This is a genomic window from Limibacter armeniacum, from assembly GCF_036880985.1.
Taxonomy (GTDB): Bacteria; Bacteroidota; Bacteroidia; order Cytophagales; family Flammeovirgaceae; genus Limibacter; species Limibacter armeniacum.
On the sequence record NZ_JBAJNO010000001.1, the window covers coordinates 76,302 to 97,160 of the forward strand.

Below are 20,859 nucleotides of genomic sequence, written 5' to 3' on the forward strand. Positions count from 1 at the left end.
AGATCAATACAATATATTCCGAACTTTTTTCAGTAGGTGAAAGTAATAAAAAGCCTTCTCTATATGAGAAGGCTTTCAATTTTAGACATAATTCAATATTTCAACCTCTTCAGGAACAAGAAAATACAGTACACATCCTGTTTCTGTTTTAACACTGTGCTTAAAATTTGGAGGTGTATATAGGTAGTTACCTTTTTTAAGCGTAGCTCCTTCAATAATGCATGTTCCCTCTAAAACAAATAGCTCTTCACCAGCAGGATGATTATGATAGGGGTAGCTTGCCCCTTTTTCAAGTTTAAGCAAAAAGCTTGGGGGTCTACCACTTTCATCATACCGCAAAGGTTTAACATAAATACCTTTCGTATAAACGCCTTCTTCTTTTAGTGGTTTCCACGCTACTGAATTCGTGTTAACTATGTAATCTTCCATCTTTGTACTCATGGTTATTAGTTTTAATTGCGAACGATAAATTATCATAACAAAGATGGAGTGTTTCATCTGCTCAAGGAATGGAAGATTATGAGATAACCATGTAATATTTCAGTTCTCTACTTGTTCCTTAAATAATTGAGGAGATAAAGCTGTATGCTTTTTAAAAAAATTAGAAAAGTAGAAAGGGTCATTGAACCCAAGTGCATATGAAGTTTCTTTCACTGACAACTTCTCATAGTAAAACAGTCTTTTGGCTTCAGACACAATTAACCCATGAATTATTTGCTGAGCTGTTTTTCCTGCATGTTGTTTTGAAAGCTCATTTAACCTTACTTCCGTAGTTTCCAGCCTTTCAGCATAGTATTTAACAGGTAGACTGTGTTGGAATTCAGCCCTAATTAACTCTAGGAATTTTAAGAAAAGGGCATCAGGCTTCCAAATTTCTTCCCCCTGCTGAATTTTGGCTCTATTGATTTCAATCAAAATAAGCTCAATTCTAGCATGTATTGAACTTAAGTATTGGTAAGGTTTCTCTTTGAGTTCTCTTATGATGCCATCTAAGTGTATTGCGATTGCTGGGTGTTCAGATACCTCTATTACTGTATTTAGATCGAAATGGCAGAATAACCCATTTTGGAATATAAGCTCGATATCTTTATCATCTTTACAGAAAAAATCATAAGTGAATTGTAGGGCTATACCTTTTGCATTTGGAGTTTCTATAAATTTATGAAACTGTCCTGAGGTAATAGTGACAGCGTGGTTAGCAGGAACTTTAAAGTTTACACTATCAATCTCCATTTCAATTTCCCCTTCAGAACACCAAACCAGAATGTATTTCTTTATCCTACGTTCCTTTATTGGTAAGTCAATTGAATTTATATGTATCGCTTCTATCATTTTATTATTACACTAAAAATGACTGTATAATTAGCTAAGTTTAATCATTACTTCTTTATTTTCTATTGTTGTCGTGACTGAATTTATTGTCTTTATAAAGCGCCAAGTATTTCCATCTAAGTCTTGATAATGAATCATCTCTGAGTACGGGGAGATATTATTTTTCATTTCTATATTACGGATAATGAAAGGATGTTTTTTCCCATCTTCATTTTTTATTAGAAGTAAGACTTTTCTAGATAGGATTAGGGTGAAGTCACCTTCTAAAGTTATGCTAGCTTCTGTAGCCAAATCAGAGATAGTAATTGATAATACTTTGAAAGTCCTTCCAAATAACATCGTGAAAAAGTGTTTGTGGATGCTGATTTTCTCAATATGTTCGAATGCGGCATATCCATTTTTATAAGATACTTTCATGATTTAGTGTGCTAATTCTATTGATGGTACTGTGATGGCAGTTCTAAGAAGTTTAAAGTTCAGTTGAGATTAGATAAATAAACATTTAAAAGCTACTTCATTAGATATGTTATCTTCATTAATTAAAAGAATTTGGCTGATATGAAGTGTTTGAAAGGAGAAGATACCTGTTGGTTCTGAGCGATATGATTCGTAAAAACTAATCTTGCATTTATGACTTTATGTAGGAATCAATACCCCCCCTCAATCGTCAGTAGCCTATTACTATCTTTGGTTATTCAATAGAATAGTAGGCTAAATCATTATTATGATTATATTTTCATGGATAAATCAATGTGATTTGAAGTAATTATTTGTTTAGCCCAAAAACATAGATATGCCCCAATCATATAAGAAACAGAAACCAGATTCCACTTATGATTATGTAATTATAGGCTCTGGAATAAGTGGTATTGGACTTGCCGCCATCTTGGGAAAGGAAGGCTTTCGTTGTGTTGTCCTTGAGCGGCACTATACACCCGGAGGTTATACCCATGTATTTACCCGTAGGGGGTACGAGTGGGATGTTGGAATTCACTATGTTGGAGAGGTACATCGGGAAGGCAGTACAACGAGTCGTTTGATGTCTTATATCTCAGATGGAACACTTCGTTGGGAGGAGATGGATGAGGAGTATGATCGTATTTATCTGGGTGATGAAAAAGTATTTGGGATAAGGAAAGGAATCCAGAATTATAAAGCATCTCTTTACAATGAATTCCCTGATGAAAAACATGCTATAGATCAGTACTTTGAGTTACTTAAGCAAGCGGGTAAAGCGACTTACAGCCTGTTTATGAGAAAAGGGATGCCTGGTATGCTCAAATGGCTGTTTGGTAATAGTATGAAGAAAAGGGCAGCAGCCTTTGAAGGAAAAACCACCCGAGAAGTACTGGAAGGAATTACCCAAAATGAGACTTTAATAGGGGTACTTACTGGTCAGTATGGGGATTATGGTCTTCCGCCATCAGAGAGTAGTTTCCTGATGCATACGATGTTGGTGACTCATTATTTTAATGGTGGCTCTTATCCGGTAGGAGGTAGTTCCAGTATTTATAAATCCATAGAGCCAGTAATACAGCAATATGGGGGAGCAGTCTATATTAATGCTGAAGTAAAGGAACTGTGGGTAGAGAAAAACAAGGCTAAAGGGGTAGTGATGGTGGATGGTAATCGTATCAAGGCTACTAAAGGTGTGATCAGCAGTGCAGGTTTTGTAACAACCTATGAAAAGCTTATTCCTCCATATCTCAATATTCCCAAACCCAAAGTACTGGAAGAAGTTAAGCCATCTTCAGCTCATTTATGCTTATATGTAGGTATGAATGGGTCCGCTGAAGAATTGCAACTTACTAAGACTAACTTTTGGATATACCCAGGTGTAAACCATGATACTTCTGTGGAAGCTTACCGCAAGGATCAGGAGGAAGCCGCCTTACCTGTTATCTATATCTCTTTTCCTGCAGCTAAAGATCCTGATTGGCAGATGCGTTACCCTGGAAAAAGTACATTGGAAATTATCACTATAAGTGATTATGAGTACTTCAAAGAATGGGAAAATCAACCATGGAAAAAGAGGGGAGAAGCTTATGAGCATTTTAAGGAGCAGCTTTCTCAAAAGCTATTGGAAGCTTTATATGAAAAATTGCCGCAATTGAGAGGTAAAGTAGATTATTATGAACTCTCGACACCACTGTCCACTGCTCATTTTATGAATTATACTAAAGGGGAAATATATGGTTTGAATCATACTCCTGAGCGATTTTATAGTGATGAGCTAAATGTCAAAACGCCTATCAAGAACTTCTATATGACAGGACAGGATCTGATCAGTTGTGGATTTGCAGGTAGCCTGAGTGCAGCATACGTAACGGCGTCCTACTTACGGAAGAAGAATATGTTTAAGAAAGCTAAGAAGTAAACCTTTCGGGTATATCTTCTAATAACTAATAAGGGTATCTCATCGATACCCTTATTAGTTTTATTGTGTTTGTTGATGATTTACTAGCTTCAAAATACCATTCAAAAGCTATGTTTACCAAAATACGTTCTTGCTTAAGCTATCATTTACAAGTTTAGCTATGTGATATTCGATATATGGAATATCAATGTAGGTCATGCTAAAGTCAAAGTGTTGAGTAGTTCGGTTGGATGGAATAGATGGTAACCGATTAATAACCTCTGTAGTATGTAAATCATGCATGTATAGTTATTGGCTATAATACTCTTGTTTAAGAAAAGATTAAGTAAGGGAATATTTCAATAAGTGTTGTTTGTGTGTTTAATTTAATGGTATGTATACATATTTGTTTACATGTTTAAAATTCAAAAAACACATCAATAGTCTGATAATCAGCTTATTGTTATTTATTGGGTGATAGCTGTAAATAAAAAATGTAATTATTCTTGTTGTTTTTACTCTTATTATTTTGCGCTATATATACATAGGTATACATTGCGCATGTACTTAAGAAGTAGATATGGCTGATGTATGAGAGATTTTGAAGTATTTGAGACTGTTAGAAAGAAAATAGATGGAAAGAGCAGTGAGGCTTTTTACAGCCAACTCTATCGTGTAGTAAAGGAGGAAATTGAAAGTGCCAACATGAAGGAAGGTACATTATTACCAAGAGAGATTGATATCGCAGAGTTATTTGGTGTATCGAGATTGACTGTGAAAAAGTCTATGGATATGCTGGTCAATGACGGCTTAGTAGTGAAGAAGAAAGGTTACGGTACTACAGTCATTGGTAAAAAGGTGGTGTCTACTTCATTAGAAAACTGGATGAGTTTTTCGAAAGAGATGAAAGGAAAAGGTATCTCTATCAGAAACTCTTACTTTGAAGTTGAAAATACCATTGCTCCTGAAAGAGTATGTTCTTTTTTTGAAGCAGATAAGAAAGATAATGTACTTAAGATAGCAAAAGTAAAATCAGATGAGACTGCTAACCTTGTGTACTTTGTCTCTTACATTAACCCGAAGTTCAATGTGGATGTGATGGAAGATTTTTATCAGCCACTATATGACATTCTCAAACAGCATTACGGACTCTACCCAAAACGCTCTTTTGAACATATCAGAGCAATGGCTGCTGACGACTTTTTGGCAGACAAGCTTAATATCCAAAAAGGAGCTCCAATTCTTTGTAGGGAAAGAAGAGTGTATACACAGGATGGAGAGCCATTGGAATATAACTACGGTTATTACAGAGGGGATAGGATCGTTTGTGAATTAAGGGTTTGATTTATACCTGAACTTCAGGACATAAGAATACACAACTAATAATCAATTCAATTACATAATTTAAATTAAAACACATGCGAAAATTCACATCATTTTTCGTCGGGATTGCTATGTTCCTGTCCTTGGTGGCCTGCGATCAAGAGGAGCAAATGGCAGCACCAAAAATTACGCTATCTAAAACGCAAGTTACAGCCAAAACAGGTGAAATCGTAACCATCTCTGCTCACATTGAATCAGAAGCGGGAGTAAAGGCTTTAGTCGTTACGCCTAGATTGGATAGTGAGGAAAAGGCAGCAGAAGTAATCACCATTTCTGAGTCATCACAGACAATGGCTGATATTGAAGTCCCTTATGAAGTAGCGGTTGAGGATGCTGAAGGTGTACTGGTACTGAATTTTGCTGTAGTGGATGAGATGGGAGCAAAGGCAGAGGCAGAAACTGTATTTGAGATTGAGTTGAGTACAACAGATATCCTGACAAGAAACAACTACCGTTGGGCTTATGTGTCAGAGACTATTGCTTCAGGCGAAAACATTATGTCTGAAGGTAAGGATGATACAACACTGGCATTCCACAAGGATGGCTCTATCACATTTGACATTGGTGAGAAAGATGCTGACGGACTGGAGACACTGGCCAGTTACACAGCATGGGAGTTGAATGAGGATGAGACTGTGTTGACACTGACAAGAGTGGACTGGTTAGGTGAGACTACTTATGAAGAGTATACACTGGAGTCAATTGATAAGGACGAGTTGAAAGTTTCAACTACGGTGGATTTGTCATTTTTCGGTTACTCAGAAAACGAGAAAGTGACAACAACCTTTGGATCTCAAGCTTACGTGGCTGAGTAATCATATATAAATCATTGCTTGTCTTCGGATCTTAATCATTAGGTATAACAATATACATGCGAGTAAGTGTGCAAGTTTTTAGGCGTTGCTTATATCATCTAGTTATGTCTAATAAAAAAAGTGGATTGGAACAGGTAGGTCTGAAGACAAGTAATGTGAATTGTATCGCTGGATTTCTGCTGAAAAGGTAAGGATTTCGTGAAATTATCAGGTTTTAAAAAAATAAATAATACATACATATAACACTGATAATTCTCTTGAGAAAAGATTAAGCTAGTAATTCGTGTGTTTGAAATTTCATTATCATTAATACCAAGTTGGATGAAGCTCTATAGATACCTAGTCTTTTTATTGGCATTGATATGTTGTATAAAGGGAAGCAGTGCATATGCACAGGGAGAGAAAATTGTCAAAGGAACAATCAAATCCGTGACAGGAGAATTACTGATTGGTGTAACAGTAGCAGAAGAAGGAACTACCAGCGGTACCATTTCAGACCTGAATGGGGAATTCAAGTTGGCGGTTTCGGAAGGAGCAACTCTGAAAGTCAGCTATATTGGATACCAGACACAAACGGTAGAAGTCAAAAATCGTAGTTTTATTGAAGTTATACTGGATGAGGATGTTCAGCAATTACAGGAACTTGTGGTTGTTGGTTACGGAACCATGCGAAAAGATGACCTGACAGGTGCTGTTACCTCTGTGAAAGCCGAAAATATTAAGGCGAATGCGGGGGCTTCTTTGGATCAGGCACTGCAAGGTATGGCAGCTGGTGTACAGGTGACCCAGTCATCAGGACAGCCGGGGGCTTCTACTTCCATCAGAATCAGAGGAATTACATCCATCAATGGCAGCAACGAACCGCTGTATGTAATTGATGGCGTACCTATTATAACCAGCTCGGGTGATATGAGTACAGGTGCAACGAAAAGTGCTTCACTGAATCCGTTAGCTTCCATTAACCCCAATGATATTGCCTCTATCGAAATCCTGAAAGACGTTTCCCAGACGGCTATTTATGGTGCAAGAGCTGCCAATGGTGTGATCGTGGTGACAACGAAAAAAGGAAAAACAGGAAAAACAGTCATCTCTTTTGACTCTTATGCAGGTGTACAGCAGGTATCTAAAAAGATGGAGATGCTGAATGCACAGCAGTTAGCTGAATTGGGCAATGAAGCGACAGACAATGCGGGATTACCTCGCAGACCGATTTTTGCAAGTCCACTTTCTTTGGGTGAAGGAACTAACTGGCAGAATGAGATTTTCCAACAGGCGGCAATACAGAGTTATCAATTATCAGTTTCTGGTGGCGATCAGGCTACAAGGTTTTCTGTGTCTGGTGGGTATTTCACACAGGATGGTATTATCATCGGTTCAGATTATGTGAGAGGAAACATCAGAACCTCTTTGGATCATAGAATCAATGAGAAATTCAAGATTGGTACTAATCTTACCTATGCTAGGACAATATCTAATGGTGTAGTGACCGCAACTGGTGAAGGTGGTATTGGAGGCTCTGGTGTTGTGACTTCAGCCTTAAGTTTCAACCCTGCACTTTCAGTAATGGATGCATCAGGTGAATATACCTATAAAGACAACCTTACATCGGCAGCACCAGGTAATCCAGTAGTTGACGCTTTGAAAAACCTGAATCACTCGCAGAATAACAGGTTTATCGGAAGCCTGTATGCCGATTACCAGATTCTGGATGGATTATCGTTCAAGACCAGTGTGAGTGGTGACGCTTACTTCAACAAGGAGATGCAGTTTATCCCGAACGATATCCGAAGAGGAGAGCAATCAGGTGGACAAGCTACACATGGGCTGATCTATGGTTATACTTGGCTTTGGGAAAACGTAGCATCGTACATCAAGCAACTGAATGATGCCAACAGGGTCAATTTTGTAGCAGGATATTCCATGCAGTCTTTCAACTCTGAGGCTACAATTGCTTCCACATCTGACTTTGATGATAATAGATTGACCTATCATGCACTTCAGGCAGGTAAGATGAAAGGACTGACCTTGTCTGCTTCAAATGCATGGCAGATGCAGTCATACTTTGGAAGACTTAACTACTCATTGAACAATCGCTACATCTTTACAGCAACTGGTAGGGTAGATGGTTCATCCAAATTTGGAAAGAACAATAAATATGGATTCTTCCCTTCTGCTGCCTTGGCATGGAGAGTATCGGAAGAAACATTCTTTGATGGGATTGAATCAATCAACGAACTGAAATTCAGATCAAGCTATGGCATTACAGGTAATCAGGGTATTCCTGCTTACAGTGCACAAGGTAGACTGGAGCAGACAACAGCTTACCTGAATAATCAGGAGACCATCTCAGGAGCTGGCCCTATCAGCTTGGCTAATCAGGATTTGAAGTGGGAAAAAACAAAGCAGTTCAATATTGGAATGGACATGGGCTTGTTTGATGATAGGGTTCAGATTACTGCAGATTACTACCAGAAATATACATCTGACTTGTTGCTTAATACCCCAATGCCATACTATTCGGGATTCAAGTCGGCATATATGAATGTGGGTGACATGGAGAACACAGGTATTGAATTGACCCTCTCAGGTTTTGTGGCAGATACAGAAAAATTCCAATGGAAATCGGACTTCAACATCTCAAGAAACACCAACGTTGTGACTGACCTTGGTGAGTTGGGAGAGGATGGTATTCCGTCAGAACCGATGCTGGGTATCACAGGTTGGTCAAGGATTTCAGAAGGCAAGCCAATTGGAACCTATTACGGTTACATTACAGATGGAATTTTCCAGCTGAACGATAACCTAGACAATGCACCATACTTTACAGGAGCAAAACCAGAAGCAGGTGATAGAAAATACAAGGACTTGAATGGTGATGGGGTTATTGACTCAAAAGATATCACTGAGATCGGAAATGCTACGCCTGACTTTATCTTCGGTTTTACCAATACCTTCAAGTACAAGCGCTTCACATTGATGGTGAATACACAAGGTTCAGTGGGCAACGACCTGGTCAACTTCAACAAATTCAATTTGGAAAACCTGTCAGGAACGACGAATGCGTCTTCAGCAGTATTGGACAGATGGACGCCTGAGAATCCAACCAACGATATGCCGAAAGCGGATGCTACTCCTCCTACCAATGTGTTGTCTTCGGCGCAAGTTGAGGATGGATCATACTGGAGAATCAAGAACCTGAAACTGGGATATGACCTTCCGGAAAACATCACTAATAAAGCAGGTATGACTTCATTCCATGTGTATGCAAGTGTACAGAATCTTTATACGCTGACTAACTACACTGGCTTTGATCCTGAGGTGAATATGTTCTCGAGCGTGACCAGCATGGGAGCGGACTATGGTTCATATCCTACAGCAAGAACATTCCTGATCGGCGCAAACATCACATTTTAATTGAAGGTAATCATGAAAATATATAAGGCATTGATATTGGCTGCCTTGCTGGGTAGCGGTTGCAGCTCCTTTCTGGATGAGGAGCCGATAAGTGAAATCACACAGGAAAACTATTACAAGACTGAGCAGGATGCTATTGCAGCAGTCAACGCACTGTATGATTATATCAGTGTGGGTAACTCAGGATTATGGAGTGGTGAGTTTGGTGGGGTTTACTACAATGACTACTGGATAACACAAGGTCTCTGCTCTGATGAGATGAAGACTGCTTCAGCCCCTGGAAGTTATTATTACCAGCTCTCCACTTTCTCATTCAACAGTAGCAACAGCGGATTGGAGAAGGTATGGAAAGACTGTTACAAGACAATCAATACAGCCAATCTGGCGATTGAGAATATTCCTCCAATCCAGATGGATGAAGAGCTGAAGGGAAAACTGTTGGGTGAAGCTAAGTTCTTTAGGGCAATGCTCTACTTCGATCTGGTAAGGATGTATGGGGATGTTCCATTGAGAACTTCACCAACCAAAGGAGTGAATGATGTACAGGGAAGCAGAACACCATCTTCAGAGGTATATGCGCAAATAGAAAATGACCTGATGGATGCTATCAGCCAATTGCCAGCAAAGGGAAGTGCAGACTTGGGAAGGTGTACTTCAGGTGCAGCAAAGGCACTGCTGGCAAAAGTTTACCTGACAGAGGGGAAATATGCTGAATCGGCAACCATATGCAAAGAACTGATTGATTCAGGGAAGTATCAGTTGTTCAGTGATTTTAAAGACCTGTTCAAGATCAGTAATGCGAACAGAGAAGAGATCATCTTCTCCATTCCATTCAGTAATACTTTGAGTCAAGGTTGGAAGGGGAGCCAGTTCAATGTGCAGTTATTGCCGTCAGGACTGAACAAGGCTGGTGAAGGTCCTGAGAATGCACAGGGATGGCAGAAACCAACCATGGACTTGTATAACAGCTTTGACAACAGCGACAGAAGAAAAGATGTAAGCTTTATCACTTCTTACAAATACAGTGATGGCTCATCAGTGTCATTTGAACCACACATTGCCAAGTGGTGGGACATGGAGGCTGAGCCTAGAGCCAATCAGTCTGATCAGGATTATATCTACTTGCGCTATGCGGATGTATTGCTGATGTATGCAGAAGCACTGAATGAAGCCAATGGCGGACCAACAGCAGAAGCCTATGAAGCAATCAATCAGGTAAGAACTAGGGCTAGGTTTGATGGGGTGAATGTGCTGAACATCCTGCCGGATCTTTCAGGACTAGGTTATGAAGATTTCAAGGAAGCTATTCTGGAGGAAAGAAGACATGAGTTTGTAGCAGAGGGACACAGGTGGTTTGACCTTGTCCGTAATGGAAAGCTGATGGAGAAAGTGAAGCTGGCAACAGATAAGACTGAGAGCCAAGTAGCAGATTTCCACAATCTTTTCCCGATTCCACAAAGGGATCGTGAACTGAACTCTAGCCTGACACAGAATCCGGGGTATTAATAACTGAACAAGAAATTTAGAGCGCTATGTATACGATTGGTTTAGATCTAGGAGGAACTAAAATAAAGATAGGACTGATTCATAACGGTCAGATTGTAGAGGAAATAGAGGTGGATGCAGCGTCACACCTTGGTCTTCAGAACAGGCTGCCAGTATTGGAGAAGGAAATTAACCAGCTACTGGAAAAGCACGGTGCAAATGATTTTCAAGGTATTGGGATCTCCATTCCGGGTATTGTGGATGTGAATCGTGCAAGGTTGCTGACAATCAACGATAAGTATAACGATGCCGTGGATATTGACCTGAAGGCTTGGGCTAAAAGTGTTTGGAACAAACCCTTGTTTATGGAAAATGATGCCCGCAGTGCGATGGTTGGTGAGTGGAAATATGGAGCAGGGAAAGGGCATGACAACGTGGTGATGATGACGCTCGGCACAGGACTGGGCACTTCAGCTGTAATTGAAGGCAAGGTCGTGAGAGGACAGAACTTTCAGGCAGGGATTCTGGGCGGACACTTTATTGTGAATTATAAAGGTCAGCAATGCAACTGTGGAAATGTCGGTTGTGCTGAGGCGGAAGCTTCCAGCTGGAATTTACCCAACATTATTGCAGCGCTGGAAGAGAAATCAGGAAAGCTGCCAGAAGCTGATAAAGTTGATTTTGCACAGCTATTCACTTGGTATCGTGAAGGAAATGCCGCTGCTAAATATGTCGTAGACCATTGCATCAAGATCTGGTCTACTACGGTAGCCAACCTTGTATATGCCTATGACCCTGAGGTGGTCATCATTGGAGGTGGTATCATGAGAAGTGCTGATATTATACTGCCGGCTATTAAAGAAAACCTCAAGTCATTCGGATGGGTGCCGTTCGATAAGATTGAACTAAAAACCGCTGAATTTGTACATGCATCTGCATTGCTCAGTGCTGAATATTTCTTGAGTGAACTAAACAACTAAACCAATTCAATTCTTCTACCATGACTATTAGAGAGAATCAAAAAAATAAATACTGTAATACACCAAACTATGACAAGTTTCCTTTTACATCGATTGATACTGAAGAGAAAATTGTAAAAAGTTGGGAGTCAATTGCACAGACCATTGGCGATTTGGCCGCCAAAAAAGGTGGAGACAAGGCGGTAATTGTGATCGAAACCTATCAGGGGGTGATGGACAATGAGCTTATTGCGGGACTTTCATCGATTGGTCATACAGCCTTCATCAATACAGCAGAATTGTTTCTTTCTGAAGATAAGATTAGGGAAATCACCTACAAAGATATCACAGATGACCGCATCTTCGGTTTTATGACACGTCTGAAGATAGATGATTTTATGAATGCGGATAAGCTTGCGGCAGCACGCCAGCATGTGGAAAAGGCGGATGGTCCTGTGATCGTGTATGGTACGGGTGCGTCAAGAGTAGCGGCAAACCCTTCTGTACTGGTGTATGCGGACATGACCCGTTGGGAAATTCAACTGAGAATGAGAGCCAATAAGGTGGCAAACCTTGGCTTATCCAACTTTGAGGATGCTTTCTCTGAGCAATATAAGAGAGGATTCTTTCTTGATTGGAGAGTCTGTGACAGATTGAAAAAGGAGCTGATGCATAGCTGGGATTTTGTGTTGGATACCAACATTGAGAATGATCCGAGGATGTTGGCAGGCAGTGCCATTGAGCAGGGCCTGAAAGACCTGACCAAACGTCCATTCAGGGTAGTGCCTTTCTTTGATCCGGGACCATGGGGTGGCCAGTGGATGAAAGATGTTTGTGATCTTGACAAGGAGCAAGAGAATTTTGCGTGGTGCTTTGACTGTGTTCCGGAAGAAAATAGCCTAACCTTCAAGGTGGGAGAGGATACGATTCAGGTTCCATCCATCAACTTGGTATTTGACCAACCTAAGGGGCTGATGGGAACGCCAGTCTATTCAAGATTCGGTGATGAATTCCCGATCAGGTTTGACTTCCTTGATACCATGGAAGGCGGTAACCTGAGCTTGCAGGTACACCCGACCACGGAGTTTATCCGTGAGGAGTTCGGTATCCCTTATACACAGGATGAGAGCTATTATATGCTGGATGCCATTGAAGGAGCTGATGTGTATATCGGTCTGAAAAACGGCATTGATCCGAAAGAAATGATCAGTGACCTACATCGTGCACAAAATGAGGGCGTCAACTTTGATGCAGAAAAATATATCAACAGGCTGCCAGTCAAGAAGCATGACCACATTCTGATTCCAAACGGGACAGTGCACTGTTCAGGCGAGGGCGGAATGGTACTTGAAATCTCTGCAACACCATACATCTTCACATTCAAGTTGTGGGACTGGGGTAGATTGGGAATGGATGGCAAACCAAGACCAATCAACATCGAAAGAGGTGAAAAGGTGATTGACTGGACAAGGGATGAGGACTTTGTGAAAAAAGAACTTTTCAATGTGATTGAGCCTGTGGCTGAAGGTGAAGGATGGAGAGAGGAAAGGACAGGCTTGCACAGAAATGAGTTTATCGAGACCCGCAGACATTGGTTCTCCACTTCTGTCCATCATGATACCAATGGTATCGTAAACGTACTGAACCTGATTGAAGGAAGGGAAGCAATCGTGGAAAGCCCAACAGGTGCATTTGAGCCGTTCGTGGTACATTATGCCGAAACTTTTATCGTGCCTGCAGAAGTAGGTGCCTATACTATACGTCCTTACGGCGAAAGCGAAGGTAAGGAGATTGCTACACTGAAAGCCTATGTAAGGGTTTAAAAATCTAAAACTATGAACAACAAAACATCTAACTCCGGATTGACTGGTTCTGTACTGGTTTTTTCCCTGATTGCTGCCATTGGTGGACTGCTGGGTGGTTTCCATACGGCGGGTATTTCTGGCGCTATCGGTTTCCTTCAGGCTCATTTTGAGCTGAATGCTTCCATGACAGGTTGGGTAACCTCTTCCATGCTGATCGGGTGTGCTGTCGGGGCGATGGGAACAGGTGGATTTGCCAGCAAGTATGGCAGAAAAAAACTCCTGTTTCTGACTGCGGTGATTTTTGCGGTTTCCTCTATCGGAGCAGCTTACCCTATCTCACTCAACATGCTGGTAGCTGCTCGTATTTTGGGTGGTTTAGGAGTTGGGATGGCGTGTGTGGTTTGCCCTATGTATATCTCGGAAATATCTCCAGCCGCTAAAAGGGGTACCATGGTAACCTTATTCCAATTAGGAATGGTGATCGGTATTCTCCTAGCTTATTCTGTCAACTCGTACATTGCAGGATTGGGCGATGAAGCATGGAACATAGCAGAAGGTTGGAGATGGATGTTTGCCTCAGAGGCAATCCCTTCTGTAGTATTTTTCATGACATTGTTTCTGTTACCGAATAGCCCAACCTGGTTGATGGAAAAAGGTGAAACCGAGAAGGCTGTAAATGTCCTGAAAAAGTTAAGGGAAGCATATTATAATGAAGATGAAGTAAAAGAGATTGCAGAAAGCTTGAATGCAGGAACAGATGTGCAGAAAGCTTCTATCGGTGACTTCTTCGGAAAGAAATACCGTTTTGTGGCGCTATGCGGATTGGCATTGGCAATTTTCTCTCAGGTGACGGGTATCAATGCGGTACTCTATTATGCACCTGAAATCTTTAAGAGAACAGGTGAGGCAGGAACAGATGCGGCACTGATGCAGACGGTAGTGGTGGGCGTGATTAACTTTGCCTTCACGATCGTATCTATCTGGCTGATCGACAAGGCAGGCCGCAGGGCATTGCTGCTGGTAGGTTCGGCAGGTATGACACTTTCACTGGGTGTCGTGGCTTATTGCTTCTATGCAGGACAACTTGGAGGCATGCTGATTTTTATCAGTATCCTGTCTTATATAGCATTCTTTGCCATCTCGTTGGGGCCGGTTACGTTCGTGCTGATCTCGGAGATTTTCCCGCAAAGAATCCGATCCATTGGTATGTCAGTAGCAACACTGGTGCTGTGGGTAAGCGTGTTTATCATCTCGCAGCTGTTCCCAATTCTACTGAACGGCGTAGGTGAGGCAATCACCTTCGGTGTGTTTATGGTGGCTTCATTCCTGGCATTTGTCTTTGTCCTGAAATTCATTCCAGAAACAAAAGGGAAATCATTCAAGGAGATAGAACAGTACTGGGTGAAAGAAGGCGAACAACTGGTTGAAGCGAACTAATCAAATTAGAAGGAATGAAAAGAATGAAAATATGGGGACTATCGCTGTTTGCCTGCCTTATTGGCTGGCAGGCAGCGGCACAGGACCTGAAGCTTTCTTCTTACTACACTGACCATTTGGTCTTGCAAAGGGGAGAAGCTAATGATATTTCAGGAAAGGCGAAACCCAATGCAAAGGTCACGGTACTGCTGGACGGAAAGAAGTTTACAGCCAAGAGCAATGACGGAGGCACATGGACAGTGACACTTCCTGCACAGCATGCTGGAATAGGGCATACACTTCAGGTGCTTTCATCGGATGAAAAGCTGGTGATTAACGATTTAGCTTTTGGTGATGTGTGGATCTGTGCCGGGCAGTCTAATATGGAATATCCTGTAGGGTATTTCCCTTATGCGGATGAAGAGGCTAAGAATGCACAGAACGCAGCCATCAGCTATTTCAATGTAAAGGATGAGATGGATGGAATGCCTCGTACGGAAGTGCCTGGAACTGGCTGGAGTCCTGCAACAGGCGAGCTGGTGAAACAGTTGACGGCTGTGGGGTATTTCTTTGGCCGCAATTTGGCAGATTCTCTTCAGGTACCGATCGGACTGGTATCATCCAACTGGAGCGGTTCTGCTATTGAGCCTTGGATGTCGGAGGAAGCAATTTCGGCTTTTCCTGAGTTTGAAAGAGTGGTGAATGAAAACCCTCATAAGTCATTTGCCCAGATCAACCAAGAGTTGTCAGCATACAGAAAAACTTGGGACAAGGAGCATTATTTGGTAGGTCAGGGAATGGAGGAGAAATGGTATTCGCCAATAACAGACTTCTCCGATTGGGAAAACATCCAGTTGCCTAACTACTGGGAAAATGCAGGCCTGAAAGACTTTGATGGGGCTGTCTGGTTCAAGACAACCTTTGACAAGCCTGCCAATGCGCAGGGTGACTCATTGGTACTGGACCTGAACCTGATTGATGACTATGACATTGCTTGGGTAAATGGTGTGAAAGTGGGCGAGACATTCGGCAACCAGAACTGGAGACACTATAAGGTGGCATTTTCTGACCTCAAAGAGAAAGGGAATATACTGGTGCTAAGGGTATTTGATATCGGTGGCAACGGAGGCTTGAACTTTCACCCGCTTTGGGCTACGGACATCCTGAAAGGCGAATGGGTCTGCAAAGCAGGGCAGTCCATCAATGCAGATACTTTCCCCAAACCAGCGATTGTCAATGCAAGCCCATTCAGTTATCCGACTGTCCTTTACAATGCGATGATTGCACCTTTGAAAGGCCTAAAAGTAAAAGGGGCTATCTGGTATCAGGGAGAATCCAATGCCATGAGAGCTGCTGACTACGACAAATTGCTTTCGGCCATGATCAAGGACTGGAGAAAGACATTTGGCAAAGCCGAAATGCCTTTCTACATCGTGCAGCTTGCCAACTTCAACTGGGAAGACAATGCGCCGAAGGCCAGTGACTGGGCAGAGCTGAGAGAAGCTCAACAACGTGTAGCCGATGAGATGGAGAGTGTGGAATTGATTTCTACCATCGAGATTGGGGAGATGTTTGATATCCATCCGAAGAACAAGCAAGAAGTAGGCAGGAGATTAGCCATCAGGGCTTTGGATAAAACCTATAAGCACTCAATGGCTGTGACAGAAGGCCCACGTTTTGAGTCGATGAAGATAGAAGGAAACAAGATCATCATCACTTTTAAGGAGTCGGGCAGTCCGATCAAGACAACTGACAAGTACGGATATGTAAAAGGTTTTACGATGGCAGCAGCCGATGAGCAGTTCCATTGGGCAAAGGCACAAATCATTTCCGACTATCAGATAGAGGTTACCTGTGATGCCGTTGCAGCGCCTGTTTCAGTAAGATACGCTTGGGCTAATAATCCAGGTGAGCTAAACCTGTACAATCAGGAGAATCTTCCGGCACATCCATTCAGATCAGATGATTGGAAAAGAAGTACAGAAGGAATCCATTTTTCACTAGAATTTTTAGGACTCTAATACCATGAAAAGAAATATAGCAATGCTGGCAGCAGTAGGTTTGGTGACATTTTCTTGCCAGCCAAAAGAACAGCAGACATTTACTACTCAAAATATTGACAGTGATTCCGTTTTTGTCGATTCCGTATTCACTGCAAAGATGATGGTAGACCATGAAGGAGGCATCACAGGAGCTGATGGTACTTACTCCATTCCGCTGAAAGATGGCAAGTCACTGTTTCTTTTCGGTGATACATTTACACATCAGGTAACGGACAATTCGAGAGAGGAACTGAAACCTGCCTTTATCCACAATAGCTTTATGCTAGCAGATCAGGAGTCGGGACAACTAAAACCAATTTACCCTGTTGAGCATGGCAAGCATGAGGCAATAGCTGAACCGAAAGAGGAAGGACACTGGTATTGGCCAGGTACTGGCTATGAGGAGGATGGAAAATTGTATGTTTTCATGTCTGACTTCTACCAGAAGACGGATGACCCTATGTGGGGTTTTGCATGGTATGCCACAGACCTGCTGGTGTATGATATGAATGAATTTTCTTTGCTGAAGCAGGAGCGTATTCCTTTTTCACAGGAAAATGATGTGCATTACGGTCATGCCGTGACAAGGGATGGTGAGTATGTATATATCTATGGAGCAAAATCCGTGGATGGGCATTCTCAGGCACACGTTGCCAGAGCTAAGCATGAGGATATTTTTACTGACTGGGAATTCTTCAATGGAACGGAATGGGTGAAAGACCCTAAGCAATCACAACCGATGAAAGGACTAGAAACGGTCGAGGTATCTGAGCAGTTCAATGTAGTAAACATGCATGGAAAGTTTGTACTTCTCACACAGCAGAGAGGTATCGGAGAGCCGGAGATTTTCACGTTCACTTCTGACAGTCCGACAGGTAACTGGGACAACAAGGTTTCCATCTACAAGACAACGGAACAGGGCTTTGGCAAGAATACCTATGCCTATAATGCCATGATCCATCCGCAGTTTGAGAAGGATGGAAGAATCTATGTTTCCTACAATGTAAATTCCTTGAAGTATGAAGAGGTTTTTGCAGATGCAAGCATCTACAGACCGAGATTCATTAGTGTTCCTGTGAAGAAAATATTGGGTGAATAATGAAAAGACTAGCAATACTTGGAGCAGTATTGGGGGCAATGATGGTGTCGGGAAATGCGATAGCAAATCCCGGCAATATTGCTCGCCAAGCAAAAGCGACAGCCTCCAATTTCCTGAATGAGACATTTGCCGCTTCCAACCTGAATGACGGTATTATCCTAAAGGAGAATGAAGGCGAATGGGCTTGTGAAGGAGCAGTGGCTTCATGGGGTGTGATGTACATGCCTTGGGCAATGCTGGAATGGGATAGTGCCGTTTATACCAATAAGATCAGGTTGTATGACAGACCTTCCTTGAAGGAACATACTTCGGGAGGTACATTGGTTTTCAGTGACGGATCAAAAATCAGTGTCACTGCCATTCCTAATGATGGTGCGGCAAAGGAAATCACTTTCCCGACCAAGAAAATCACTTGGGTAAAGTTTGAAGCGACAGACGGTGACGGAAAGGATATTGGTCTTTCGGAGTTCGAGGTGTATCCTGCTTCAGAAAGTTATCCTGACCTGATCAGCTGGGTAGACCCTTATATTGAGACCACCAGAGGGCGTTGGTTTTTCTGTACGCCAGCAGCAACCCCGATGGGTATGGTAGCGGCGGCAGCTTATACCCGAAACAAGAATCAAGGTGGTGGAGGTTATAATTACAACTCCATGGCGATTAGGGGCTTCAATCAGTTGAATGACTGGATGATTTCAGGAGTCAATGTAATGCCTGTGACAGGGGAAGTTACGGTAACAGAAGGTGAAGAAGGCTGGAAATCCCCTTTCAAGCATGAGAACGAGGTGATTCAGCCGGGTTACCACAAGCTTTACCTTGACCGATATAAGACTTGGGTGGAATATACAGCGAGTGAGCGTGTGACTTTCTACCGGATGAATTACCAAGGAAGTAAGCAGCCACATATGCTACTTGACCTTGGCAGCAAGCTGGGGAATGCCACCATGCATTTGGCTGATATGAAGCAGGTAGACGACCACAGAATTGTAGCGTCATTTAAGACCACTGATCGTTTCTGGGGTGGGCCAGACAATGTGGATGTATACTGTGTCGTGGATTTTGATCAGCCTATCCAGAAAATTGAAGGCTGGAAAGAAGGTAAGGTATTGGGCGCTGTAAAGGAAGTGAACGGTGATAAAGCTGGAATGGATATCGCTTTTGCAGATGGAACCGAGCAGGTGCTAATGAAAATCGGTGTTTCCTACACAAGCATTGAAAATGCGGTTCATAACCTTGAAACTGAGGTATCACACTGGAACTTTGATCAGGTTAAGGAATCAACCCAGCAAATCTGGAATGAGCAGTTGGCGAAAGTACAAGTGAAAGGCGGGAGCTATGAGCAGAATACCAAATTCTACACAGACCTTTGGCACGTACTGCTGGGCAGACACAAGATCAATGACGTCAATGGAGCATACCCTGACTACACAGGGGGAGAGTATGTGGAGAAGAGAACAGCAGCGGAAAAAGTAATAAGGAAAATCCCTCAGCTGAAAGACGGTTCACTGAAGTTCAATATGTATAGCTTCGATGCGCTTTGGTTGACTCAGTGGAACCTGAATATCCTGTGGGGACTGGCTTGGCCTGAAATAATGGATGACTTCTCGGCTTGTCTGGCAGAATATGCACGAAACGGAAAACTGCTACCAAGAGGTGCGTGCGTCGGTGGGTATTCTTTTATCATGACAGGTAACCCTGCAACGAATATGCTGACAAGTGCCTACATGAAAGGTCTGATTACAAAAGTGAAGGACAAGGAACTGTTTGCTCTGATTAAGCAAAACCATATGCCAGGTGGTATGATGAGTTACGAAAGTGCGGATGACCTTAAATTCTATATTGAAAATGGCTGGTGTCCGGGCAATGCCGGAAAAACACTGGAATGGGCATATCAGGATTGGGCTTTGGCACAGATGGCAAAGAAACTTGGTAAGAACAAGGATGCCATTGAATTTGAGCGTAGGGCATCAGGTTGGAAAATACTATTCAATAAAGAACAGGGGCTGATCTTCCCGAAAGATAAGGATGGTAACTGGGTACATACTGATCCGCTGAATGGCAATGGCTGGATTGAAGCCAATGCATGGCAGGCAACTTGGGAAGTATCACATGACTTGCCTGCACTTGCCAAGATGATGGGAGGAAATGAGGTAATGGCGAAAAAGCTGAACCATGCCTTTGAACAGGCAGCTACAGAAGATTTCGTTCATGGCTATAGCCACGGATACGTGAGTTATGCCAACCAGCCGGGTTGTTCCAATGCCCATGTGTTTAACCATATCGGGGCATCGTGGATGACACAATACTGGGTCAGAAGAGTGAATGAGCAGGCTTATGGTGGTATCACTCCTGACAAAGGCTATGGAGGGCATGATGAGGATCAGGGACAGATGGGGGGTGTAAGCTCCCTGATGTCAATGGGACTTTTCAACGTCAAGGGTAATCAGGAGCTAACTCCTCAATACGATATCACAAGCCCTATCTTTGAGGAAGTGACCATTAAGCTGAATCCTAAATATTATGAAGGGCAACAGTTTGTCATTAGGACTTACAACAACTCAATGGAGAATTGCTATATCCAATCTGCAAAACTGAATGGGGAGCAGCATAACAGTTTTTCGTTCTCTCATGAACAGTTTCAAAAAGGAGGCGTACTGGAACTGTGGCTGGATAAGCAACCCAATACTTCTTGGGGTATTGATACTGTAAATATTAACTGATTAATAAATGTGAGGAAAGTCAAGGCAGTAAAACGC

14 protein-coding genes are annotated in these 20,859 nt (G+C 42.2%); 11 read left to right on the forward strand and 3 right to left on the reverse strand.

Annotation, left to right across the window (positions count from 1 at the left end; genetic code table 11):
* Positions 1-81 precede the first annotated feature (81 nt).
* The 3 genes from V6R21_RS00270 to V6R21_RS00280 all read right to left on the reverse strand — a co-directional run bounded on the left by V6R21_RS00270 (position 82) and on the right by V6R21_RS00280 (position 1,749).
* On the reverse strand, positions 82-429 hold the full coding sequence (locus V6R21_RS00270) for a cupin domain-containing protein (RefSeq protein ID WP_334239791.1): 348 nt from the start codon (positions 427-429) through the stop codon (positions 82-84).
* 111 nt (positions 430-540) lie between these two features.
* Positions 541-1,332, reverse strand: a complete 792-nt coding sequence (locus V6R21_RS00275) for a helix-turn-helix domain-containing protein (protein WP_334239794.1) — start codon at positions 1,330-1,332, stop codon at positions 541-543.
* A 30-nt stretch (positions 1,333-1,362) separates the two neighbouring features.
* The gene (locus V6R21_RS00280) at positions 1,363-1,749 is read right to left on the reverse strand and encodes a hypothetical protein (RefSeq protein ID WP_334239796.1); all 387 of its coding nucleotides are present in this window, start codon (positions 1,747-1,749) and stop codon (positions 1,363-1,365) included.
* Positions 1,750-2,125: 376 nt separating this feature from the next.
* Between V6R21_RS00280 and V6R21_RS00285 the strand changes: the two genes are divergently transcribed.
* From V6R21_RS00285 to V6R21_RS00335, 11 genes are all read left to right on the forward strand, one after another.
* Positions 2,126-3,709, forward strand: coding sequence for a phytoene desaturase family protein (locus tag V6R21_RS00285; protein ID WP_334239797.1), 1,584 nt, complete (start codon positions 2,126-2,128; stop codon positions 3,707-3,709).
* 570 nt (positions 3,710-4,279) lie between these two features.
* On the forward strand, positions 4,280-5,032 hold the full coding sequence (locus V6R21_RS00290; protein ID WP_334239799.1) for a GntR family transcriptional regulator: 753 nt from the start codon (positions 4,280-4,282) through the stop codon (positions 5,030-5,032).
* A gap of 74 nt (positions 5,033-5,106) precedes the next feature.
* Positions 5,107-5,886 carry a hypothetical protein gene (locus V6R21_RS00295; protein WP_334239801.1) on the forward strand — a complete coding sequence of 260 codons (780 nt, stop codon included), beginning with the start codon at positions 5,107-5,109 and terminating at the stop codon, positions 5,884-5,886.
* 321 nt (positions 5,887-6,207) lie between these two features.
* On the forward strand, positions 6,208-9,300 hold the full coding sequence (locus V6R21_RS00300) for a SusC/RagA family TonB-linked outer membrane protein (protein WP_334239803.1): 3,093 nt from the start codon (positions 6,208-6,210) through the stop codon (positions 9,298-9,300).
* A gap of 12 nt (positions 9,301-9,312) precedes the next feature.
* The gene (locus tag V6R21_RS00305) at positions 9,313-10,806 is read left to right on the forward strand and encodes a RagB/SusD family nutrient uptake outer membrane protein (protein ID WP_334239805.1); all 1,494 of its coding nucleotides are present in this window, start codon (positions 9,313-9,315) and stop codon (positions 10,804-10,806) included.
* A 26-nt stretch (positions 10,807-10,832) separates the two neighbouring features.
* Positions 10,833-11,765: an ROK family protein gene (locus tag V6R21_RS00310; protein ID WP_334239807.1), complete on the forward strand. Its 933-nt coding sequence runs from the start codon at positions 10,833-10,835 to the stop codon at positions 11,763-11,765.
* Between the two features lie 20 nt (positions 11,766-11,785).
* On the forward strand, positions 11,786-13,567 hold the full coding sequence (locus tag V6R21_RS00315) for a class I mannose-6-phosphate isomerase (RefSeq protein WP_334239810.1): 1,782 nt from the start codon (positions 11,786-11,788) through the stop codon (positions 13,565-13,567).
* 12 nt (positions 13,568-13,579) lie between these two features.
* Positions 13,580-14,986, forward strand: a complete 1,407-nt coding sequence (locus V6R21_RS00320) for a sugar porter family MFS transporter (RefSeq protein WP_334239811.1) — start codon at positions 13,580-13,582, stop codon at positions 14,984-14,986.
* Between the two features lie 14 nt (positions 14,987-15,000).
* Positions 15,001-16,986, forward strand: coding sequence for a sialate O-acetylesterase (locus tag V6R21_RS00325; protein WP_334239813.1), 1,986 nt, complete (start codon positions 15,001-15,003; stop codon positions 16,984-16,986).
* A 4-nt stretch (positions 16,987-16,990) separates the two neighbouring features.
* On the forward strand, positions 16,991-18,106 hold the full coding sequence (locus V6R21_RS00330; RefSeq protein ID WP_334239815.1) for a DUF4185 domain-containing protein: 1,116 nt from the start codon (positions 16,991-16,993) through the stop codon (positions 18,104-18,106).
* On the forward strand, positions 18,106-20,823 hold the full coding sequence (locus tag V6R21_RS00335) for a GH92 family glycosyl hydrolase (RefSeq protein WP_334239816.1): 2,718 nt from the start codon (positions 18,106-18,108) through the stop codon (positions 20,821-20,823). Before V6R21_RS00330 ends, V6R21_RS00335 begins: the two co-directional genes overlap by 1 nt.
* The last annotated feature ends 36 nt before the right edge of the window (positions 20,824-20,859 follow it).